Origin of the sequence: Streptomyces sp. NBC_00354 (assembly GCF_036106915.1) — a bacterium.
Taxonomy (GTDB): domain Bacteria; phylum Actinomycetota; class Actinomycetes; order Streptomycetales; family Streptomycetaceae; genus Streptomyces.
Genome location: NZ_CP107983.1, coordinates 1,422,329 through 1,444,554, shown reverse-complemented (window position 1 = coordinate 1,444,554; position 22,226 = coordinate 1,422,329). Strand labels below are relative to the sequence as shown.

The following is a 22,226-nucleotide window of genomic DNA, read 5'->3' as shown; positions in this document are numbered from 1 at the left end:
AGAGATACGACATCGGATCTGCGTCGAGGGAAGCGTAGGGCAAGGCCGAGGGCCACCACCGGGAAACGCACGAAGGACGACGGTGAGGACAGCCGTAGGGCAACCTCGGCGAGCACTCCAGCGCTGTCTGACCGGACTCGGATCCGGCCTGGCTTACAGCTGTTGTCCGGTTGCCGGAGGTGTGGAGACGAGCTGTCCGGTGGCGGTCAGGGCGAGCCGGGAGAAGAGGGTGCCGGAGAACCCGAAGAGCAGGGCGATGGCGAGGGCGATGGGCCGTGTCGGCGCGTTCCAGGAGTTGTCGAGAAAGACGCGTCCGAGGACGTTGAGCTCCGGGTCGGCGAGCATGCGGACGAGGAGCAGCCCGGCGACCGCGGCGAGCGCACCGCCGACCGGGGCGAGGACCAGGACGCCCCAGGAGGCCGGGCGCTGGGAGCGCATCACGCCGATCAGCGGGGACAGGAAGCCGCCCAGGGCCCCGAGCAGCAGCGTCAGCCGGTGGTCCAGCGTGACCCCGAGCAGGAGGACGACGCCGAGGCCAGTCGTCGCCAGCCACAGGGCCGTGCGCTGCTGCTCGTACTCCTGCTCGGCCTCGGTGTCCTCCCGGTCGTGGAGGTGCTCGGTGGTGGCGGTCAGGAGCGCGTCGGCCTCCGGGCTGCCGACGGGCTGTGCGGCGAGTTCGACGGCCAGTTGTTCGTCGCCGGGATGCGAGGAGGCGGCGAGCCGCAGCCGGAGCAAACGGAGCTGTGCGGACTTATCTTCGGGCGTTTGCAGACGGAGCAGCCGACGCTCGGTGCTGTGCAGGACCCGCCAGGCGGCGGCCAGTTTGGACAGCGGGATCGCGACGGCCCAGGAGTTGGGCAGGAGCCGCCACGCCACCATGCCGTTGTTCGCCAGATCGTCGAGCCGCGAGGTGACCGCCGCGATCTCCGCGGACCGCGTCGGATCGTCGCAAGCCCCGGCCGCGAGGACCTCGGCCCGGGTCCGGGCGTCGCCGACGCGCCCTTGGAACTGCCGGTAGCGGGGGGCCGCGATGAGCCCCCTGCTGGTGATGAAGACGATGGCCAGATAGGAGGCGCACACCACCGGCAGCGCCCAAGGACCGCCCCCCACAACGGCATGCCACATGTCAGTGCCCCCTCGGTGCCCCGCCCTCAATCGGCCCGTACCTGCCAAGGCAGGCTCATTGTGCCGCAGAACGACACCTCTTCAGGGGTGGTTGTGTATTCCCGTGTGGGCCAGTTCTCGGAGAGCGTGGGTGCGTCGCCGCGGCCGAAGGCAGGACACGCAAACTGGTGTCGACCACGTGACTGGAGAAGTGCAGCATCGTCGGCTCCTGGTCCAGCAGGTGGCCGAGGACGTAGTCCCTGCGGACAGCGGGACGGTGAGGAGAGCCGGCTCGTCGTGGTGAGCGGGAGCTGCTGTGACAGCACAGGCCGTCAGCACACCTGTCGACTGCCGTCCGGTCAGGACCGACTTCACCTTGTCGAAGGCGTTGGACTGCGTGGCGAGCCGGCGCCGATGCTTGCACGGTTCGGATGAATCCGACGACGACCATGTGGTCGAAGGACGCACCAGCGGACGGCCGCAGGCGACGAGCGGCTCCCACCGTCTTGGCGACACGAGGCCTTGGCCGAAGCCCTCGGCCCCGACCCGTCGCCGAGCGCATCCCCGCCCGGTGACGGCGGGACCCGGCCCGCTCTGCGGGAACAGCCGGACCAGTCGGCTCTCTGAAGCTGTCCGGGCCGACTGTGTCAGCGCTTGCCGCGGATGCCGTCCTACATGAGGTACTCGTCCGAAATCCGCCCCGCGTGCTCGGCGCGCGACTGAGCAAGGGAACCACGCCCAGGTACCCGCAATCCCTCAGCTGCTCCCTTCCCGACCACGCTCCAGCCGGACGAGTACCGGAACACAGGGACCTGGTCAGTACCGTTCGCGCTGCAGGAGCACATGCGACCGACCTTCCACAGGGCGGACGGGCCCGGCACCGCGCGCCGCTCACTCGGGCTGCTTCGGCAAGCCGGGGCCGATCCAGGCGCTATCCGGGGGCCAGCCCAGCAGGTGCTCGGCCCCGTAGGGGTAGCACTTGAAGGCAGGCGGTCGGTACGTGGCGTGCTTGCCCTTCCTCGGCGGAGGCAGGACGGGCGCGTCGCGCAGTGCCTCGAAGCCCTGGCGCACGGAGGTGGGGAGCGTGCCGTCAGCGAGGTGGTGCGATGCAAGCCGTTGGACCAGCAGTCGGGCGAGTTGTCCGCTGTCGGTGGCGTCGTCGAAGAGCATGGTGAGGCGGTGGGTGGTGAAGGTAGTCTCCGTACCCTCCTGCTGGGTCTCGACCACCACCTCGCAGTCGTTGAGGAAGCTCTGTTTGGGACGGAACCCGATGGAGCTGACCCATGGGTAGCGGACGTGTCCAGCGATCCTGCGGGCCTCGGCGTCAGGTTTGTCGGCCACGAGGACCAGTCGGGTGTCGGTGACGTACAGGCGCAGACCGAAGATCCGCCACTCGGTACTCCTGGTGGAGCGGAAGGCAGCAAGATCCAGGTCCTCCCGGGTCCACACGGCGCCGCGCACGGGTACGGGACCGACCACCTTGCCGTCGAAGGGCGTGAACCTGACCTGTCCGTCGGGTCCCAGGCGCGGGTGCAGGACGTCTTCGCGACTGTCTGTCCCATCCGGAGCGTACTTCTTCATCATCATGAACGGCTCGTGCAAAGCGCGCTTGGCGGGCAGGGGGCGAACCGGCGTTCCGACGGCGGTGGTTGGCGCCGACCGGTGTGTCACCTGCTGTGGCGCTGCGCCTGGCGTGTCGGCCGGACGGGCGGCCGTGAATGCCGTGGTTGCCGGGAGCGCCTTTCCTTCCGCCTCGCCGAGTCCCACATACGCGTACGCGAGGAACGCCAGGGGCAGGGAGCCCTGGCCGTTGCGCCAGCGGTGCAGCTCCCTGCGTTGGACGGCGCGCAGTGCCGCCGCCGGGCGGACGCGGTGCCGGAGGGCGTCGATGAGGGCGAGGTCGATGCGCCGCGCCGGCTCGCAGTCCACGAGCTCGAACAGGGTGCAGTACACGTGCCGGGCCCCACCGTGGACCGCGGCGGCCCCCACGCCCAGCCACTCCGGTACGTCCAGCAACGCGGGCGCGTGGCCGGCGTCCGGCTGTCCGTACAGGCCGAGGCTCGCGCAGGCCGCGAGCAGCACCCGGTGGGGCATCCGGTAGCGGGGCGCTCCGTGCGCGTCGGTCCGGTACAACTCGTGCAGGCCCCACAGGCCGTCGCTGAACCTGAAGCCGGACGAACCGGGGTCGGTCGGCGTTGGGACGTTGACGTGCCCCGCCAGGCACAGCACGGTCTCCTCCATGCCCTCGCGGGCCAGCAGGTCGGCCAAGCCGGACCGGGGCAGGGGGCCGGTGACCACCTCGCTGTCCTCGGGGACGGTACGGAGCGCGTGGCGCAGTCGCTGCCGAGGATGCCGCGGGGACCGGTCCGGGCCGAGGACCGCCAAAGCCGGCGCGGGGTAGTCGGTGGGACCGGGAGGTGCTGGGGGCGCGTCCCGTACGGTGCGCCGTCGGCCTTGCGACAGGAGAGCGACCGACGGGAGGTAGGACACCTCGGCCACGTCCAGGACCGTCTGCTGCGGGGTGAGCGTCAACGCGCAGACCGGCACGAGGGCAAGGGCTCCTGTGGGAGCCACCACGAGAGGTACGGGTTCCGGTCCCGCGAGCAGGGCCTCCCGCAGCACGGTGGGCACCATGGCCGCGCCGAGCGCGTCGAAGATCCGTGCCCACACCTGCCCCGCGGTCAGCGACTCCATCGCCACCGGATCGTCGGCGCCCACCAGGGTCAGGGCGCTGCCCGGAAGCCGCCTCACGGGCGTGTCCAGGTCCGGCAGTCGCACGGGCAGGTGCGTGATCAGGTCCTGGTAGCCCGGCGCGAACTCGCGGTGCGGACGCCGTTCGGTGTGCCAGCATCCCTCCGGGCTGCGTACCGCGTGATAGAGCCACTCGCCCACGCGGGCGTAACTCCAGTACCAGCCTCCGGGGTGCATGGCCGTCAGTTCGCCGTCGAGGTCGACCACCCCGTCCGCCGGCCCGCCGACGAAGGACGCCTGCCCCACCGTGATCGTGCGGTCGGTCAGCAGCGGGTCCGTGGTGACCGGCTGCTTCGCCGTGCCCCCGTCGGGCCCCGGCGGCAGGCCGGTACTGGAGACCAGTGCGTCGAGCACGGCACGCAGCTGGCCGCCCGGCGCATCGGACTCCACGGGGACGGACTGCGCGCGGACGGTCTCCAGCAGCTCGCCGACGAGCGCTGGGTCGGACGCCGCCAAATCCAGCGCGAGGGCGTACGTTGGGGCGTGCGAGGCGACCCAGTGGGCCCGCCACCCGGCTGTCGGCAACTGGTAGCGGACGCGCTGGACGGCCCCCAGGCTCTCCAGCGCGTTTCCCAGCGCCTCCTCGCGCTGGCCGACGGCCTGCTGGATCCGGGCGAGGACGGCGTAGGCGTGGGCTTCGAGCAGGGGCATCCGTGAACGGCTCAGATGGCGTAGCACGTCGTCCATGAGGCCGGCGGCATGCAGGTACCGTTCGTGGCGCCGGGCGGAGCCGACGCGGGCGGCCTCCGGGTACCGCTCCGGCTTCTCAAGGATGTCCAGGTACAGGGTGGCGAGGAGCAGCGTCTGCGCTGCGTGGTCCGCGACGGAGGCGCCGAGGCCGACCGTTCCCTCCGTCCGTTCGTGCTCGGACAGCAACTGCTCGACCACACCGATGGTGTTGCCCGCTTCGTGCATCAGGCGCAGCAGGAGCATCTCGGTGCGCGCGAGGGCAGCCAGGTTGCCCGTACGTACCGCGGCGTGGCGCGTCCGGCACAGCAGCCGCAGGCCTTCGAGGCACCGTTCGGTGTCCGCGAGGTCCGTGGTCAACACCTCGCCGATGCGCAGCTCGGCCTCGGCGGCCCAGAAGCGGGCGGCCGGTACACCGGCCAGCAGGTCCGCCGCCTCCCGCCAGTGGGCCTCGGCGTCGGCCTGCTGGCCTGCTGCGAGTAGGACGTCCCCGGCGTGCAGCGCGCACCAGCCGCGGATCCGGGGCGGGGCATCCGTCGCGAGCTCACGTGCCTGTGCGGAGAGCACCATGGCCGACTGGAACTCGACACGGCCTGCCTCGGCCAGGGCGCGGCACTGTACGAGGACCGGCTGCAGCCCTCGCGGCACGCCTCGGTCAGCATCAGTGAAACACCGGGTCCGGGCACGGTCGTCGTGCGTCGCCTTGTCCACGGCTAGCACCACACGCGCTGCCGTGGGATTCCACATCGCGCGGAGCAGGAAGCCCCGGCCGAGGAACCGTACGGGGCTGTGGGCGGGCGCGGACGCCAGCATGCCCGTCCGCGCCACGGACACCATCAGCCAGACGATCTCGGCCACCATGACCCCGGGCAGGGCCAGGTAGATCAGGTCGGGGGCGGTCCGAGCGGTCCAGACCAAGACGGGTACGACCAGGGCGAGCGCCCGGGTCGGGCGCCAGCCGGTCACCGCCCAGACCATGGAGGGGATGGCGACCGCGGCCCAGCCGGGGGTGCCCGTCCACAGGCACGCAGCGAGCGCCAGGGCCACCACGAGCGTGCGCGGGCCGAGAACCCGCCACCACAGGACGCGGTCGAGGGCGGCGATCAGGTCGCATTCGTACAGCCCGATGCGCTGCCTTCCCGACCGGCCGGGCCGTGACACGTACCACGACAGGACGGCGCGGGGCAGGAGAGCGAGCCGCCGCCAGGCGGAGAGGCCCGTCGAGAACAGGACCGCCAGGGGGATCACGTACTCGATGACCGCCTCGTCATGGTCGAGGCGGTTGCGGTGGGCAAGCCAGTCGTGCAGAGCCGCACGCTTGACGTTCGGCACGAAGGGGTCGAAGACCGACATAGTCACTCGGGCGAGAGCCTTCCCGTCAGACTGAGCACCTCGTAGTGCTTGGCGGCCCGTCGGTCCGCCCGCTGGTCGGCTCTGAGGTCCTTCTCCGTCAGTGCCGCGTCGCCGGTGTCGCCGCTGACCTGGAGCAGGGCGAGCCGACCGTCAAGTAGTTCGAACATCCTTGTGGTCAGGGCGAGTACGGCCAGCCACCAGGGGACGACGAGGAACACCGAGGCCGCGACGCAGACGAAGTCCACGGTCAGGCGCGCCCCGGGGGAAAGGTACTGCCTGCGTGCCATCAGGCTGCCCAGCCACAGACACGACCACAGGGTGACGCGGGTGGCGGACCAGACCATCGCGAACACCGTGGACATCACGAGTAACTGGGCCCAGAGCAGAACCCACATGTGCAGCCGGATCAGATGGGACTGCACCCGTGAGCTCACATGGGACACGCCCGTCATCTGGGACCGCACGGTGATGCCCCGCACCGTGTGCCGATCGGGCCGCCTCACCCTCGCCTCGAACGCGTACGGCGCGGGGCGGTCCGGACGCTGCGGGGACAGGATCGGCCCCCGCTCCGAGAACTGGCGGTCACCGGAGCAGACGCGATGGCGTTCCGCCATGGCACCGCGCACGACGGCCCGTTCAGTCAGGCCGGTCGCGTGGGCGAACTTCGTCACCTGCTCGTCCTGCGCGCGGCCTTCGATACAGACCAGCAGCAGGTGGGCCGTGTCGGCGGAGGAGTCGCCCGTCCGGGCCGTCCAGAACGCCAGTCTGGCGAGCGCGGCGGTCGCGGCGGGGGAGAAGGAAACCGCGGCATCCCGAGAAGGCCCGTCGGACTCCACCTGGGCGACCTCGGCCCTAATCTCCTCGGTGAGGAAATGGTGCGCCGCGGTGTTCCGCATCACCAGCCGCGCCCGGGACGACGGATCACCCGCGCACGTCGCTGCCAGCAGCAGGTCCATCAGCTTAACCGGCGCCTCCTGGACGGCGGCCAACGCCCGCGCGACGTCGACGCAGGCGTGCAGGGCAGCCGTCCGCGGGACAGAAGGCTGCCCCGCACCGGCCGGCTCCGGCGCGCTCACCGATCGGTACGGACGCCGTCGAGGTCGAACTGCTGCCAGGAGGCCACGTCGGACCAGGTGAGGCGGGTGAGGTCCAGCTCCCGCTCGGACTGATCGTCCGCCACGGCACGGCCCTCGACCGCGTCGGACTCGCGGATGGGTGCCTCGTCGTCCTCGTACTCGTCGTCGGAACGGAACACCAACTCCGGCTGTACCACCAGCCGACGGCGCAGCTGCGCGGCCTGGAACAACGGCGTGGCACCCTCCGGCGCGAGGACGCTGGCCGCGATCCCGGACCTGGACGTGACGGTGTACCGTCCCAGCGCGCCGGCAACGGCGAGCGGGCCGCCCGTGACGCCCGCGCTCACCCGCAGGTCGATCCGGGCACCCTGCTGCTCCGAGACCAGGATGGCGGTGGGGCCGGTACGCACGACCTCAGTCACGACGACGTACTCGCGGCGCCAGGTCCCGTCGCGGTACCGCTCCCGCAGTGCCGCCTGCAGCGCCAGCAGGTTACCCACGGACTCCTGCACGCAGTCGGACGCCTGGAAGAGTGTCGCGCCGCCCTGGTCGAACGTGATGGACAGGTGGGTCGCGAAGCCAGCTGGCGCGACCTCCAGACGGTTGTCGGCCGCCACCGCGACACAGTCCGCGGACGAGTAGTCGAGATCGACGATCTTACTCCCGGCGCCCCGGGTGAACGCGATGCCCATCTCATCGAGCGTGCTGACCTTTCTGAAGCCGCGCCCCGAGAGGAGACCGACGTCCCCGAGCGCCAGCCGGGTGGAGGGGAGCCAACAGGCCAGGTAGCCGTACCTGGTGTGCATTTCGCGCGTGTACCGCTCAGAGATGGAGGTCACGAATCGCCTCTCGTGCCGAACACCCCCGTTCGCCGGGGGGAGTTGGTTCGTCCCTGAGCAGGGTACGCGGAGCCGGTACGTCCTGTCCGTCGATGCCGGCGTCCGGGTGTTGGGTTTGATCCGCTTTGACAGACACCCCTGATCAGGGGCTTCGGCCCCGGTACGGATGATGTCCATCACGGAGAGCATGGGGAATTGCGACGCGAGGTTGCTGCCTTGTAGCGGGTCCACAGCGAGAGAACGTGGCTCCACCGATCCGTGACCGACGGTCGGTCCGCAGCACCGGGTGCGTTCGCGGCAATGTGGGGGTGCTGAGCCGAGGTGGTCAAGCTCAAGGGACGGTGGGCCATCACCGAGCCACAAGCGAGGCGGAAGTCCGGGCGGTGATCCCGCCTGGCTTCTTCGATCACGGTGTTGGGCTGGGCCTGCACCAGTTTCCGTGTCTGACCGTCCCGTTGGGGAACGACCTTGCCGTGATCATCTCCCGGGACCCCGGGAGGCTGCGCGCCTGCGAGTGGCTGATTTCAACCGGTTCACGGAGCTCTTTCATCGTTGCCGCTCAAGGGTGAGGCCACTGCGATGATTGACGACGTGCGATCCGGGCTGCAGCGGCCTTTACGGAAGACGCGCCAGGACCTCAGACGGGCCGCACCCGTCGCAGAGCGTGCCACGCTCGGTAGGTCTCGCGCATGCAGGTGACCGTGGTCCGCTCCGGGCCGAACCGCTTGGTGATCGCGTCGTACACCTTCAGGCGCCGTTCGGATTCCACGTCGAGGGATGTTCGGCAACGACGTACGAGGAGGCAGGACCGGCCGGTGGTCTCAGTCTCGGCCAGCAGGCGTACGGCCCGAGCGGGGTCGTCGCCGACGGTCTGGGCGATGCGCTCGGCGACGCGGTTACGGCGGTCGGGTCCTCCAGCCAGCGGTCGACGGGCGGCAGCAGCCGGGCAGCGTCGAGAACGTCGGCCGGCCGGTGCTGGGCGGGTCGGCTTAGCGGGCCACGTTCGGCAGCACCGTACGGACGCCAAGCTGGTCAGCTAGATCCAGGTGGAGAAGTCGACCGAGTCTTTCATCTCCCCATCGGGGTCGAGGAGGGTCATGGTGCCGCCAAGGCAGAACAGGAGCCCGATGATGGCTGCGATGAGCCCCCCATAGAAGGCCGCGGGGTTGTGGTGCAATGAGGCAAGGAGCTGTGAGTGAGGTGCGAGGTAGGGGCCTTGCGTGGACAGCGTCAGACTGAGGACGCCGAGCACCGCGACGACAAGGCCCACGATCAAGGCAGCGGCCCCTTTGCCTGACCTCTTCGCCGAGACGTCCTGCAACACGGCCGCTCGCTCGGCTGCGGATCCCGTATGGCTGGGCAGTGTCTGGTCGGTGGGGGCGATCGCATCGGCCAGGACCGCTTTCTCCCGATCCCGTGCAGCAGGGAACGGTGAGATCTGCTCTTCCGGCTGGAGATCGGTGTCAGCCCCGGTCTCGGGCACTGCTTCCGGCGCGAGACAGGTTTGAGGTTCACTTTCGCCGGTCTGCGTCCGCGTGCTCCCTGGGGGTGTGCCGGTATGGCGCCCTCCGCAGAACGGGTCCGCGATGTCCTCGACGGTTCGGTCTTCCAGTCCGGCCGTCGTTCCCGCAGGCATGTCGGCCAGAGGCGGAACGTGACCTGCCCCCAGAGGTGGGATCTCGGTCTCTCGCGCGGCCCCCCGATCGCTGACCGCCCGCGCGATGGTCACCTTGTATTCCATCTCTGTCCATATCCGCGGGTGCTGTCTCACCCCGGCGCGGAGCAGGGACTCGCACACATAATCATAGAGTTCGGTGACCGTGATCTGGCCGTCCCGGTTCAGGTCGGCCGCTCCCGTAGCTAGCCCCTCGATCAGTGCGCCGGTGAAACGTGAGGGCTGCGGCATCTTGGTCTCGACCCGCTCGCCCTCCCATGCGTACTCGGTCCGATTGGTTGCTGTGAGAATTGCTGTGCCATGGCCGCCGAGTTCCTCTTGCACGTGGACCTGGTCGTCGCCCTTAACGCCGGGCAGGAAGGCTCCGCTGTAGCAGCAGTCGAGCAGAATGACGATCGTGCGGGCCCGGCAGCGTTCCATCAGACCGTGCACAAAAGTGGCCGGAACCGCGGTGGCGGCGAGCAGGTCTCGATCCGTGTCGCGCGCGGCAAAGTGCAGATGGCCATCGTCGTCCTTGATGCCATGACAGGACACATGCACAAGAAGCAGATCGTCGCGACTGCGTTTCAGGAAGAAGCGCTCCAGCGCGCGCATCACTTCGTCGCGCCCGGCATCCTTCAACTGCTCGGTGCGGAATCCGCCGATGCGGGGATCGGCAAGAACGCCAGCGAGGCCCGCACAGTCCTGGCCGGGGGAGCGCAGTGCGCTGAGTGTTCGATCGTCGTACGTGCCGGTCGCGATGAGGAGAGCGTCCCTGCGCCCCGGACCGAGGAGAGAGCCGGTCATGGCCATGCCTACTCCCGAAGAGCGGGCGGTTCTCCCGCGCCACCCGTTACTCCTGCGGCCTCATCAGCTGCCGACGGGTCCTCGATGGACGCAGGACGCGTCTGGACGTAAGCCAAATACGCGTCCACAATGCGTCGTTGCTCCTCCTTCGAGGCGAGACCGAGGTCAAGAACGTGGCCGTCAATGTCCACCGTAACTTTGCGCACAGGGCGGTTCTGCATCCAGGTCTCCACCAGGCGCAGCGCAAGGCCGAGGGTGGCAGGCGCAAGACTGACGACCAGAGCACCGATCGCGATGAGTTCACCCGGCTTGGCACCTACAGGCACCTCTCCGCCGGAGCGTCGCACTCGGACGTCTTCCACATCCAGTTCAAGCAAACGCCGCCTTAACTGCATGGTGAGCTCGTCGAGTTCCTCCTGGTCCACGTCAGCACCACCCAACGCAGTTAAGTGCATGCTGCTGACTGCAGCCATGTCGCCACCCCCTGTTCAAACAGTGGCTCTCAGTGTATCGGCGGCTCGGTCACCGGGAGCACAATCGGCTCACCGCGTAGCCGCTGTTACTGAGCGTTTCAGCGCTGCCTCTCCAGGGTGAGGACGGCCGCAGCGATGGCCGTCATGCGGTTGGGGCTGCAACGGGCGCGGCGGAAGATGCGCCAGGACTTCAGTCTCGCGACGCTTCGTTCCACCAGTGCTCGTGCGGTGGACAGGGTCCGGTTGATGGTTCGCTGTGTCACGGTGAGGTCCTGGTGGGGAAGCCGTCTGATCGGCGTGGTCACCCAGGAGCCGGCTCCGATGTAAGCGCGGTCAGCGAGGACGGGAACGCCCTGGCGTTCGCAGATCCGGATGATGCGGTGGGTGCGGGCTGCGGTTAGTTAGGTCATGGGTGCGGCCAGGCAGCGCGGCAGAGATCCACAGCAGCTTGCCCGCGGGATCGGCCACGACCTGCACGTTGACGCCGTGGCGGCGGTGCTTCTGGGAGAAGTCGGCCCGGCTGTCGCCAACGCGGTCACACTCGGCGACCATGCCGTCGAGCAGGACGTGCTCGGGATCGCTCTCCCGCAGGGCCCGCAGCAGCCCGGGCGCCCGTCGGGACAGATGGTCGACGACGGCCGTCACGTAGGTATGGGCAGTACCGACGGATATGCCGAACCCGGCGGCGATCTGCGCGAGGGGGTCATGCCGGCGCAGGTAGACCAGGCCGACGAGAGCACGCTGGTGCGGCGGGAGCTTGCAGCGACGGTCACCCCCACGGGTGACGATGAGCATGGTTACCCACTCCACCAGCGCGTTGAGGCAGGTCGAGTACGGCAGTTTACGGAACCAACGAGACTCCTACGCTGATGAGTTGAGACGTCGTACACCCCGTGCGTTGCGGGACACCGATCCGTCACCCGATCAGTAGCCACTCTGAAAGAGCTCACGGTCTTCAACAGCCATGAGTTCGTGGCGCACGCCCCGGACTGGGAGGCGAAGCATCCCCAACTCGCTGCGGAGTTAGGGATGCTTGTGAAGTGGCAATGTCTGGTCGCTCCCGCCTTTTTGAACAACTACGCGACTGGGCGCCGCGCTTGACGCGAATGGCCGTTACCCGCGCGGCGCCGACCGGCTCGGATGCGCGGCAGACCGGTAGTCGGCATCGCATGTCTCGGCGCAAGAGGCACATACCGGGGTCCATGCCGAGTCCGCCTGCTTGGACGATCAGATCACTCATATGCGAATTGCCATTTCAGGGGAAATGAGTCGTCCTGCGCGCCCTCATGCGCCTGATGTGTTGTCAGGTAGGTCAGCATCTGATCAGCATCAGTCCCTGAGCATTCCGAGGGTGCCGTCCGATGTGACGACGGGTCGGCGGTGTCACAACAGCCTGGTTGGCGCAGAAGCGTAGGCTGCGAGCCTTCTCGGCAGAGGGGGGCGATGTTCCTTTTTTATCTTCGTCTCGACGAGCGTCCGTGTAGAGCGCATAGCGCCCTTGACCTGCAGAAAGCTGGCAGGGAGCCGTCTTCTAGGAGTTCAAAATGCTGCGCACCATGATCAAGTCCAACACCTAATATCTGGACATACGTGCAGGTCGCAGGGGTGTTGCGCGGTCCCAGGTCAGCAATCACTCAGCATGAGACCGGGCTGTGTTGCGCCGATGCTGACCTACGGGCGTGACAGTGGGGGCTGGTTCGATGGCCTCTCCAGCCCGCAGTGGCCTGACGGAACGCACGGCAGGCCCTCTCCGACGCAGACGCTCGCCTGGGTTGTGCGCGCGGCACTGGCGAACGCGAGCGCCGGATCCTACCCGTCATCTCCCGCAAAGGAGCCCCGAACATCAAGAGCAAGGGCCAGCTGCGCTGCGTCGTGGAGCAGACCTTCGCTTGCTCCACCAGTTCAAACGACTCGCCGTCCGATGGGAACGCAAAGTGGACGCGGAGCTGCTCCCGTTTCGCGCAGCCGCTTTGGGTTGATATCGCTCACCGCGAACGGACGAGCGGCGGTCCCCCATGCCGCGCGGAACCATATCGGGACCGCACGCTCGCGCATGCCAACTGACGGTCATTGGTTGATCATGGCTAGCTTTGGGGGCGAATTTGAGCCAAGTTGACCCAGAAGGATCGCTTCATTCCCCGCAAACCGGCCTTAATCGTAGGCCGGGGACGGCTACGCGGGGTTGCGGATTGGTCGGGGTGGGCGCACGTTTTGGAGCACCAAAGGGTGGGAACGGGTTGGCGTCCGTCCTCGTGGCAGCAGTGGATCGTCAGCCTATAGGCCGTCTCGGAGGGAGAAACCATGCCCCAGAAACTGACATTCGCGATCCTCGTCCAGTCCCCGATCAAGGGGTGTGACCCGGACGCGCCAGAGACCCGCCACGGGATGGTCTCGAGCTCGTGACGGGGCGTCACCGGCTCGTATCGCTGCGGTGCCGGGACTCCGATGGTCTGCTCGTCGTGCTCGCGCAGCATCCGCATGTCCTGGTCACGCAGACGCCGCCGCAGGACCTATGTGCAGCACGTTCACTTCCTTGCCCACTGCACGGGTTCCGCCAGCCCCTGTAACTGCTCAGGGCGCGGCCGGGGCGACACGCAACATTGATGCGCGCCGAAAGGGAAGCAGGGATCTCATGACAGTGCAGGCCATCAAGCTGCCCATACTGCGGATGCCGTACCCGGTGCGGGTGAATCCGTATCTGCTGGCCCTGCGCGAGGAGACCGAGACGTGGGCACGAGAGATGGGCATGCTGGACAGCGACGAAGCACCGTCGCCCCACCGGGCGATCTGGACCCTGTCCCAGTTCAACGCCATGGCCGTTGACCAGCTGACCGCCTGGGCTCTTCCTGACGCCTCACTCGCCGACCTCCGGCTCAATCACCGGTTCAACCTCTGGGCTCTGGCCTGGGACGACTACTTCGCCTCCGCCTTCAAACGGACGGGCGACCTCACAGGCGCACAAGCCTTCACGGCCCGCCTCCATGCCTTCCTGCCGACGGAGCCGGGCGCCCGGTTGCCGGCCCCGACCAATGCCGTCGAAAGGGGCATGGCCGACCTCCAACAACGGTTGTTCCCTCCGAGAATGGCCCACTGGCGGCAGGGGCTCAACCGTGCCCTGGCAAGGTACATCGACGCGGGAGTTCAGGAACTGGCCAACAGCCGCGCCGGCCGTGTCCCGGACCTCATCGAGTATGCCCAGTTCCGCCGTGAAAGCTTTGCCGCCTATACCGCCCCCTACTCCGTCGAACTCTCCACTGGCGCACGGATCCCTGAGCAGATCCGACACAGCCGAGCCTTCTGCGCATTGCTCGACGCCTTCATGGACTACATGGGAATGGCGAACGACATTGCCTCCTACCAGCGGGAAATTCATGACGAACACGACGTCAACAACCTCGTCATCGTCCTCCAAACATCCCTGCGCATCACCGTCCAGGAGGCGATGCAGGCGGCCGCCGATCTGGTGACCGCCCGACTGCGCCACTTCGAGCACCTCACACGGAGCGAACTGCCACGGGTCGTCCAGCGAGTCCGGTTGAACCACGGCGAACGGATCGAGCTGGAGGCGTGGCTCCGGGGAGCTTCCAGTTTCCTGTCCGGCCTCCATGCGTGGTACACCGGGGCGCCCCGCTACGCTCCGGTAGACGGTCCGTTCAAAGAGCAACGGACTTCCACCGCCGTTGTGCCCGCCGGCGAGCGGTATGTCTCAGCCTCATCAGGCCTCATAACGTCGACGCACGTGTGAAGGGCGCCGCACGACAAGCGCGAAGTGGGCGCCGAGTGGTTCATCGTGGTCCACCTGTCCGCACTGGATACGCGGCAACTACGACCGGGCGAGCGCTGCCCACCGGGCGCTGCACCGCGGAGAAAGTCCGGCCCGGCCGCAGACGCCGAATGTAGGGGCTGGGGAGCTGTGGACGACCTGCTGTTCCCGCACAGCCACTTTCGACTCAGGAGCCGCGCCCGACGGTACGAGCACTTGGTTGGTGCTCGCCCAGCTCGGAGGAGGCTGCCGGCCCACGCCGTCCGGCAGTCTCCTCGGCTGTGGTGCTCGGCTCTGATGGGAGCTGCCAGGCCTACCGCCTCCGCAGAACCCGCCTCAGCCGCGCCCGCCACGAGGTGCGGGGTTCGGTTGGGCGCGACAACTCGCGCTCGGACACTGGCCATTGGGACGCCGTCGGAATACTGGTGCTCGGCGGGGGCGCGGCCGGCAACGGTGTCAGCACATCATGGGCTTCCGGACTGCGGGACGCGAACTTCACGGGCAGTGACGTCAGATGCCGGGACCAGGTGGAGGAGCGCCAGGTGAGCTCTTCCTCGGGTGCGGCCAGGCTGATGTCGGGAAGCCGGGTGAGCAGGATGTCGATGCCGGTGTCGGCGATGACACGGCCGATGTCCTGGCCGGGGCACTCATGGGCGCCGGCGCTGAAGGACAGGTGCGCGCGGTTGTGGTGCACACGGGTCGAGGGGTCTGGGCGGACCACCTGATCGACGTTCCCGGCGGCCAGGCCCAGCAGGAGCATGTCTCCCGCCTTGATCTCCTGTCCTCCGAGGGAGGTGTCACCGGTGGCCCAGCGGCCCGGGCACACCATCAGCGGTGGCTCGTCCCAGAGCACTTGCTCCACTGCTTCCGGCAAGGTCATCTGGCCGCCGGCCAACGACCCGCGGAACCGCGGGTCGGTGACCACCATGCGCAGCACGTTGGACATGAGATTGGCGGTCGTCTCATAGCCCGCGAGCAGGATGAGGCGCAGGTGGTGCTGCACCTCCTCGTCCGTGAGGCCGGCCGGGTGGGCCATCAGTACGGATGCGATGTCCTGCCCGGGCAGGGCGCGCTTGGCCACGACGAGCTGCTCGAGGGTCTCCAGCACATAGGCGTTGCTCGCGAGCGACGTTTCGGTGCCCTTGAAGAGGTCCCGGGCGGCGTGCACGAGCTTGGGACCGTACTCGTCCGGCATTCCGAGCAGGTGGGTAAGAACGAGCATGGGCAGGTGCTCGGTGAACTGACCAACCAGCTCCGCCTTGCCCGTTTCGCAGAAATCATCGACCAGCTGGTGCGCGAAGCGGGTGATGTGGCGGCGGATTCCGCGTTGGTCGAACTGGCTGAGGCCGGCCGTGACCGCGCCCCGCAGGCGCTGGTGCTCTTCGCCGTCCGCACATACGCAGTCGGGTCGCCAGCCGATCATCGGCACCAGTGGCGAGGTGGTGGCGTCGATCTCGCCACTCTTCCAGCCGTGCCAGGTGCGGGGGTCGCGGGAGAACTGGGTGGAGCGGCTGGCCACATCACGGTTCTCGAGGTATCCCAGGACGAGCCAGGCCCGTACGTCCCCGTCGAGCAGGACGGGCGCCACCGGACCGTGGGCGGCACGCAACTTTTCGTACAGGCCCATGGGGTCGGTCTCGGCCGCGGCGCCCCAGAGCGGGGTCGCTGCGTCGAGTCCCGTGGCCGTGTGTGCCGGGCAACCCGGGGGCGGCGTGAGCCCTGGTTCCGTGGTGGTGTGGTCAGTGGGTGGGACGGTCATACGGACTCCTGAGCGGCGGCGAGGGTGCACAGGTAGCCCATCAGCGAGAGCAAGGCGTCGCGGCTGGACGACCGGTCGCGTGCGTCACAGGTGATGATGGGCACCGATTCGTTGAGCGCCAGAGCAGTACGCAGGGCTGGTACCGGGTGCTGCGGCGCCTCGGGGAACGTGTTGACGGCCACGACGAAGGGGACGCGGCGGTCTTCCAGACGGGTGATGATCTCGAAACAGACTTCGATCCTCCGGGTGTCGACGAGGACCACGGCACCGAGCGCGCCTTCGAAGATGCCGTTCCACAGGAACCAGAAGCGCTCCTGTCCCGGCGTCCCGAAGAGATAGAGGATCAGCTCCTCGTTGACGCTGATGCGGCCGAAGTCCAGAGCAACGGTCGTGGTGTTCTTGCGTTCCGCACCGGGATTGTGGTCGATCCCGACGCCGGCCTGAGTCATGGTTTCTTCGGTGGTCAGGGGCGGGATCTCGCTCACGGCCCCGACCATGGTCGTCTTGCCCACCCCGAAGCCGCCGACGATCACGACCTTGACTCCCCTGGCGCCGTGCGGCAGCAGCACATCCGAGCGGCGGGGAGCGGGTGCATCAGAGCCTACGTAGTCCATGGATCACCGCTTCCAGAAGGCCAAGTTCGGGGACCGCCGCGACAGGAACGGGAGCAGTAGCCTGAACTCGTTCGTTGTCCACGAGCTTGGAGAGCAGCACCGTGATGACGCTGAACGGCAGGCTGAGGTACGCGGAAATCTCGGCCACCGACAGCGGGTATTGGCACATGGTGAGGATGGCTGCCTGCTCGGGTTGCATACCAGGTTCGGGTGCGGACCTCGATGCGATGAGGGTGACCAGGTTGAAGGCTTTGGCTGAGGAACCTGGGCCACCGGAGATGACATAAAGCGGCACGGGACTGCCTTCGTCCCATGCGTCCTGGTTCTGTGACGTCACATCGCCTGCCCGACGTCCTCACGAGGCGGGCTGGTCATGTGCTGGCCGATCCGGACCACCAGCGTACGCATGCGGTCGCCCAGCAACCCCGCGTCCACTTCCGCATCGGCCAGCACAGCGAGATAGGCCCCGGGTCCGGCCGCCATGAGGGAGAAGTATCCGCCGTCGACTTCGATCCCGACCATGTGGGTCGAGCCGTCTCCGTGCGGGAACTTCTGGGCGATGGCCTTCGCCAGGCTCTGGATGCCCGAGCAGGCAGCGGCGATCGCGTCAGCGGTGTCGGACTCCGTGTTCGCTTGACCGATGCACAGACCGTCCGACGACAACACGACCACGTGTCGCACATGCGGGACGCTGGCTGCGAGCTCCTTGAGCATCCAGTCCATGTTGGGCAGTGGCGGCACGGTTACTCATCCTCGTCTGATGGCTCGTTGGTTCGAATGGAAGGGCCCGTACTCGGTCTCTTCTCGCCGCTGAACGCCTCCCACATCAGGCCCGGCTGCCGAGGTGCGTCGGCCATTCCCGGGGTGGCAGCCGGAGCAGCCGGGGGATGGGGGGCCGTGCGGACGACCGGTGTCGGGACGGGCGACTCGCGTCGCCGTTGAGGCAGTCCGTTCACCGTCTTTTCGGCCTCGACAGATTCTGCTGCGGCATCGCGCGTCATCGTCGGCCTCGGCACGGCCGGTGCGCCCGTGGGCCTCGGCGCGAACTGTTGGACTTTCGGGGCAGGCTGCTGAACTGTGGTGATCAGGCGCCGCGGAACGAGCACGACGGCCCGCACGCCTCCGTACGCGGAGGTGCGCAAGTCGACGTCGAGGCCGTGCTCGCGGGCCAGCCTGCTGACGACGGGCAGGCCGAGCTGCGTTGCCTCGCCCAGGTCAGCCAGGTCCATGCCGGATGATGCCTGAGCCATGACGCGGTCGATGCGCTGGCGGGCCTCTTCGGTGAGCCCGACCCCACGGTCCTCGATCTCGATCGCGACACCAGAGGGCACCTCGCTCGCGGTCACCTCGACCGGGGCGTGCGGCGGTGAGAAGGTAGTGGCGTTGTCGAGCAACTCGGCGAGCAGGTGGATCAGCGGCTCGGCTCCCTGGCCGATCACAGCCACCTCTGTCACCGACTGCAGCTTCACGCGGGGATAGTCCACGATGCGTGACATGGCCCCTCGCACGATGTCGTAGAGAGGGATCGCTTTCGACCACTGACGCCCGGGCCGGGCGTCACCCAGTACCGCGATGCTGGCCGCAAGGCGCCCGATCAGGGCATTGCGATGGTCGATGTCCTGCAGGCCATGGGAGACCACTACATCCGTACCATGCAGGATCTGCATGTCGCGTAGGTCCTTGGCGAGTTGATGCACGATTGCCTGGACCCGCCGGGCGATCGCCACCAGTGCCCGCTGCGACGAGTCCCGGGTGCGTTCCTCGGCATCCACGGCTTCCAGGAGCGTCCGCAGAGCTGCCCGGAGCGCTTCGGCGAACTCGCTGTCGAGATGTTCCCCGAACGGGACGGACTGCAGGATTTCCGAAGGGGGCTCGCCCTTCTGCAGGCGGGCGACAGCCGCGGGCAGGAGCTCTTCGGCGAGCCATACAGTGGTGGCCCGCTGATCGGACAGACGCGCGAGCAGCGCGGTCTCGCGTTGCGCGTAGTACCGCTGTACCTCGGCATTCGCCCGCGCGTAGCGGGCCGCTTCTGCCGAGCGCGCCCGGCGCGCCGTCTCAGCCGAAGTGATGGCCGCCAGGACGACCGCGACGAGGCCGCACCAGGCAACCGGCGTGCGTATCTGCGCGGAAACACAGACCAGCGCCACACCGCAGGCCCCAGCCAGGACACCAGGGGGGATTAGCCATGCCGGAGCCACTGCATGCGACAGCGCTCTAGGGGTTGAACCTGCACGAACCATCGAAGGGTCCCTAAACAGTCTGGAATTGGTGGACTGGGCGTGATGCGGTGCGCCGACAAGAACGGTCGGGACTTCGCTCGGCCGAGCAAGGATGTTCCAATGGGTGTGCCCGAGGGGCCGGTTCGAGATCGCATCGGTGGTCACGCCTCTCTGCGGCCAGGCTTCGTCTGTGCGTTATGCGACGTGCGAATCGCGGTGAGTACAGCGCAACACGCGAGGCGAGCATAGTGAGTTCGGGTACGCCAGGTGGCCTTGACCGGAACGAAAAGCCCCGTTGATCGATCTGGAGCGATAGTTGATCGATCATCGCCATGACGCACACGGCACATGCATGGAATCGACTGAATCCGGCAGCTTGCTGTTCATGGCTCCCAGCTCCGGTCTCCGCGGCCTCTAGGCTCGTGCGCGCCATGGAGCAAGGACGCCTCCGCAGGCACGGCATCGGCGTCGTCGTACGTCACCTGTCCGTCGGGTGGTGAGGGGGGATCCGTGAGCCTCTGGCCTGCCATTCGCTGTCGGGAAAACCTCCTTCGCGAATGGCGCCGAGTCACCCCTGCCACGTACAGGCAATTCACATCTCGCCACGCCAAGGACAGGCCCGCCGAGGCGGCGGCCGAGGCCCTGTGCGGATCCGGAGCAGATCACGATCCGTTCCGGATCCGCGGCGGCGGCGCGCACCCGCCGCAGATTTCCGATGACGACATTGCGCGGTACGGCGCTGCCGCGCGGATCGCCTTAGTTGGTCCAGCGCTGCCGTCGGCATGTGTACATGGTCCGCCGTCGGACACCAGCCGGTACTCGGTCGCCGCAAGGGCGTACACCCCGTCCGGTCCACCGGGCCTGGGCCCGGCGCGTACCACAGGTGAGCCGTTCGGGGTGGTCAGGGCGGACCCGCAGATCCTCAGGCGAGGACGTTGACAGCGCGGGCGACCACCAGCCCGAGAATGAGCAGGGAGACCAGGGACTGAACACCCATGGCGATCTTGGACCAGGAGGCCAGCGGCATGACGTCGGTGGGGCTGAAGGCGGTGGCGTTGGTGAGCCCCAGGTACAGGTAGTCGAGGAACCGGGGGCGCCAGTCGGCAGCGTTCACGTCGTGGCTGAGTTGCTGGGGGAAGGCGAGCGCGGGGGTGGGGGGCATGTGGTGGGCACGGGCGGCGGCTCCACCGCTGTCGAGTTCGTAGTACAGCAGGGAGAAAGACAGGACGGTACAGGCCCACACCGTGCCGCCGGTCTGCAGCAGGCTGGTGGCGGAACTGGTGTCCTTCCCGCCGTGAAGGATGTCGTCGATCAGCTGGACGGTCGACCAGACGGCGCTGAATGCGAGAACGCCCACCAGGGCGATCGACACAGTACGCAGGACGGCCGAGCGCCGGCTGATTCGGCCCGGGTCGCCCGCGATCAGAGCCACCAGGAGCAGTCCCTCGACGGCAGGGAGCACCCAGATGGGCGCCAGACGGAGGTCGTCGGGGAGCAGCATGGTCAACACCATGGCGGTGACGACGGCCCCGGCCATCGGCCACCGGGTCTCGCCGAAGGACTCGTGCGGCTCCGGGCACTCGGTTGGCTTGGGGGTGTGATGTCCGGTCACGTGGCGGGCCCTTGCAGTCGGAGTGCGACGTGGATCTTGCCGATGGCGAAAGCTGCAGCTCCGGCATGTACATGCGCGGAGGTCCTGGCGGCAGGGCGCACGCCCTGGTGCGTCCCTGCGCCTCTGGGTGGAACGCTGGTACCTGCGCAGCGACCGATCCGGGCGGTCATGCCGAGCGGGGCACTACGACGTTCTCCAATGGCTCTCCTGCGAGGTGGTGCAGGATCTGGTTGCGGATCAGCCGGAGTGCCCGTGGCAGAAAGGCAGAGCTGTTGCCTCCGACGTGAGGACTGATGAGGGTGTTGGGCGCGTGCCACAGCGGGTGCCCGGCTGGGAGCGGCTCCGGGTCGGTGACGTCGAGGGCGGCGTTCAGCCTGCCGGCCGTCAGTTCGGCGAGCAGGGCGTCCGTTTCCACCACAGCCCCTCTGGACACGTTCACCAGCAGGGAGTGGTCCGGCATCAAGGAGAGGAAGCGCGCGTCCACCAGGCCGCGCGTCTCCTCAGTGAGCGGGACGGTGAGGACCACGACGTCGGCTCGGGGCAGGAGTTCGGACAGTTCGTCGAGTGCGTGGACGGGGCCGCGCGGAAGGGAGCGGGCTGTGCGGGCGACTCGCAGGAACTCGCACTCGAAGGGGGCGATACGATCCTCGATCGCTGCGGAAATGGAGCCGTACCCCATGAGCAGGACCGTACGGTCGGCCAGCGCGGGGCGGAAGCCGGTCCGCCACTCCTCGGCGTCCTGGGCACGGACGAAACCGGGGATACCTCGGAGCGACGAGAGAACCAGCGACACGGCCAGTTCCGCGGTGCTGGCGTCATGGACGCCCCTGGCGTTGCAGAGAGTGACACCGGCGGGAATGTACTGCACGAGGTCGTCGACGCCGGCTGACAGGGACTGAACCACTCGCAGCCACGGCAGGCTGGTAAGGACCGGTACGGCGGTATCCGTGCAGCCGTATGGGATGACGAACAATTCCACCGTTGCCAGGCTCTCGGCGTCCGGCGGGCTGCCGGTGCCGTCCCACACCGTGACGGGCAGACCGTCGGGCAGGCCGCGCACCTCTGAAGCCGGGTACGGCAGCAAGAACCTGGCGGCGCTCTGATCAGCGGGACGGTCCAAGGAACTCACGGGCCGAACCTAGACCATCGGTCACCCATGGCCGGGGCGGACTCGACCCACATCGTCGGCCAAATTCTTCGTTCGGGCGAACGGGGAGCGGCAGATCGCGGTGAACGGTGCGGACATGCGCCCGCACGAGCCCGGCACGCTCCGGCTGACCGGGAGTATGCGTCCCGACCGGTGGCGTCTGGCGTTGAATCCCGGCGCACGCGGACTCCGGCCGGTGGCCGCCGGCCGCCGGCCGTTGCGACGTGGCAGGCGTGACCAAGGTGCCGGATAGTGGACGCAGGGGCTTCTTCCGAGATCTCGGAGCCGCAATGGACCGCTACCCCCCATCGCCGAGCACGGCCTGGTGGGCGACCTGCAGGCCGCGGCCCGCGTGTCGTCGCAAGGAG

Annotated in this window: 15 protein-coding genes and 2 pseudogenes; 1 reads left to right on the top strand and 16 read right to left on the bottom strand. The window is 68.1% G+C overall.

The window, feature by feature from the left end:
- Positions 1-153: 153 nt before the first annotated feature.
- From OHT74_RS06755 to OHT74_RS06720, 9 genes and pseudogenes are all read right to left on the bottom strand, one after another.
- A complete protein-coding gene (locus OHT74_RS06755; RefSeq protein WP_328619699.1) occupies positions 154-1,125 on the bottom strand; it encodes a hypothetical protein in 972 nt (323 codons plus the stop codon).
- An 870-nt stretch (positions 1,126-1,995) separates the two neighbouring features.
- Positions 1,996-5,895 (bottom strand): CHAT domain-containing protein, encoded by a 3,900-nt coding sequence (locus tag OHT74_RS06750; protein ID WP_328623266.1) that lies wholly within the window; start codon positions 5,893-5,895, stop codon positions 1,996-1,998.
- A 2-nt stretch (positions 5,896-5,897) separates the two neighbouring features.
- Positions 5,898-6,971, bottom strand: a complete 1,074-nt coding sequence (locus OHT74_RS06745; protein ID WP_328619698.1) for a hypothetical protein — start codon at positions 6,969-6,971, stop codon at positions 5,898-5,900.
- Positions 6,968-7,777 (bottom strand): hypothetical protein, encoded by an 810-nt coding sequence (locus tag OHT74_RS06740; protein ID WP_328619697.1) that lies wholly within the window; start codon positions 7,775-7,777, stop codon positions 6,968-6,970. The genes OHT74_RS06745 and OHT74_RS06740 overlap by 4 nt, the downstream gene beginning before the upstream one ends.
- Before the next feature lie 579 nt (positions 7,778-8,356).
- Positions 8,357-8,463, bottom strand: a pseudogene (locus OHT74_RS42085) (IS5/IS1182 family transposase); the annotation flags it as partial.
- Positions 8,448-8,579, bottom strand: a complete 132-nt coding sequence (locus OHT74_RS06735; protein ID WP_328619696.1) for a hypothetical protein — start codon at positions 8,577-8,579, stop codon at positions 8,448-8,450. The gene OHT74_RS06735 and the pseudogene OHT74_RS42085, both read right to left, overlap by 16 nt.
- Before the next feature lie 267 nt (positions 8,580-8,846).
- On the bottom strand, positions 8,847-10,277 hold the full coding sequence (locus OHT74_RS06730) for a caspase family protein (RefSeq protein ID WP_328619695.1): 1,431 nt from the start codon (positions 10,275-10,277) through the stop codon (positions 8,847-8,849).
- 2 nt (positions 10,278-10,279) lie between these two features.
- Complete coding sequence (locus OHT74_RS06725; protein ID WP_328619694.1) at positions 10,280-10,744, bottom strand: hypothetical protein; 465 nt, start codon at positions 10,742-10,744, stop codon at positions 10,280-10,282.
- A gap of 98 nt (positions 10,745-10,842) precedes the next feature.
- Positions 10,843-11,539 (bottom strand): annotated as a pseudogene (locus OHT74_RS06720) (transposase family protein).
- A gap of 1,837 nt (positions 11,540-13,376) precedes the next feature.
- Between OHT74_RS06720 and OHT74_RS06715 the strand changes: the two are divergent.
- Positions 13,377-14,489 carry a terpene synthase family protein gene (locus tag OHT74_RS06715; RefSeq protein WP_328619693.1) on the top strand — a complete coding sequence of 371 codons (1,113 nt, stop codon included), beginning with the start codon at positions 13,377-13,379 and terminating at the stop codon, positions 14,487-14,489.
- A 331-nt stretch (positions 14,490-14,820) separates the two neighbouring features.
- On the opposite strand, the gene OHT74_RS06710 is transcribed toward OHT74_RS06715, so the two are convergent.
- From OHT74_RS06710 to OHT74_RS06680, 7 genes are all read right to left on the bottom strand, one after another.
- Complete coding sequence (locus tag OHT74_RS06710; RefSeq protein WP_328619692.1) at positions 14,821-16,266, bottom strand: cytochrome P450; 1,446 nt, start codon at positions 16,264-16,266, stop codon at positions 14,821-14,823.
- Positions 16,263-16,880 carry a GTP-binding protein gene (locus OHT74_RS06705; protein WP_328619691.1) on the bottom strand — a complete coding sequence of 206 codons (618 nt, stop codon included), beginning with the start codon at positions 16,878-16,880 and terminating at the stop codon, positions 16,263-16,265. Before OHT74_RS06705 ends, OHT74_RS06710 begins: the two co-directional genes overlap by 4 nt.
- Positions 16,861-17,217: a DUF742 domain-containing protein gene (locus OHT74_RS06700; protein WP_328619690.1), complete on the bottom strand. Its 357-nt coding sequence runs from the start codon at positions 17,215-17,217 to the stop codon at positions 16,861-16,863. The genes OHT74_RS06705 and OHT74_RS06700 overlap by 20 nt, the downstream gene beginning before the upstream one ends.
- Positions 17,214-17,603: a roadblock/LC7 domain-containing protein gene (locus OHT74_RS06695; protein WP_328619689.1), complete on the bottom strand. Its 390-nt coding sequence runs from the start codon at positions 17,601-17,603 to the stop codon at positions 17,214-17,216. Before OHT74_RS06695 ends, OHT74_RS06700 begins: the two co-directional genes overlap by 4 nt.
- A 20-nt stretch (positions 17,604-17,623) precedes the next feature.
- The gene (locus OHT74_RS06690; protein WP_328619688.1) at positions 17,624-19,027 is read right to left on the bottom strand and encodes an ATP-binding protein; all 1,404 of its coding nucleotides are present in this window, start codon (positions 19,025-19,027) and stop codon (positions 17,624-17,626) included.
- Between the two features lie 994 nt (positions 19,028-20,021).
- Positions 20,022-20,711 (bottom strand): hypothetical protein, encoded by a 690-nt coding sequence (locus OHT74_RS06685; RefSeq protein WP_328619687.1) that lies wholly within the window; start codon positions 20,709-20,711, stop codon positions 20,022-20,024.
- 166 nt (positions 20,712-20,877) lie between these two features.
- Positions 20,878-21,840 carry a 2-hydroxyacid dehydrogenase gene (locus OHT74_RS06680; RefSeq protein ID WP_328619686.1) on the bottom strand — a complete coding sequence of 321 codons (963 nt, stop codon included), beginning with the start codon at positions 21,838-21,840 and terminating at the stop codon, positions 20,878-20,880.
- Between the last annotated feature and the right edge of the window lie 386 nt (positions 21,841-22,226).

What these genes read in the sequence shown, in the direction of transcription:
- OHT74_RS06755 (WP_328619699.1), bottom strand. Translation starts at nt 1,125, where the DNA reads ATGTGGCATGCCGTTGTGGGGGGCGGTCCTTGGGCGCTGCCGGTGGTG.
- OHT74_RS06750 (WP_328623266.1), bottom strand. Translation starts at nt 5,895, where the DNA reads ATGTCGGTCTTCGACCCCTTCGTGCCGAACGTCAAGCGTGCGGCTCTG.
- OHT74_RS06740 (WP_328619697.1), bottom strand. Translation starts at nt 7,777, where the DNA reads ATGCACACCAGGTACGGCTACCTGGCCTGTTGGCTCCCCTCCACCCGG.
- OHT74_RS06730 (WP_328619695.1), bottom strand. Translation starts at nt 10,277, where the DNA reads ATGGCCATGACCGGCTCTCTCCTCGGTCCGGGGCGCAGGGACGCTCTC.
- OHT74_RS06725 (WP_328619694.1), bottom strand. Translation starts at nt 10,744, where the DNA reads ATGGCTGCAGTCAGCAGCATGCACTTAACTGCGTTGGGTGGTGCTGAC.
- OHT74_RS06715 (WP_328619693.1), top strand. Translation starts at nt 13,377, where the DNA reads ATGACAGTGCAGGCCATCAAGCTGCCCATACTGCGGATGCCGTACCCG.
- OHT74_RS06710 (WP_328619692.1), bottom strand. Translation starts at nt 16,266, where the DNA reads ATGACCGTCCCACCCACTGACCACACCACCACGGAACCAGGGCTCACG.
- OHT74_RS06705 (WP_328619691.1), bottom strand. Translation starts at nt 16,880, where the DNA reads ATGGACTACGTAGGCTCTGATGCACCCGCTCCCCGCCGCTCGGATGTG.
- OHT74_RS06695 (WP_328619689.1), bottom strand. Translation starts at nt 17,603, where the DNA reads ATGGACTGGATGCTCAAGGAGCTCGCAGCCAGCGTCCCGCATGTGCGA.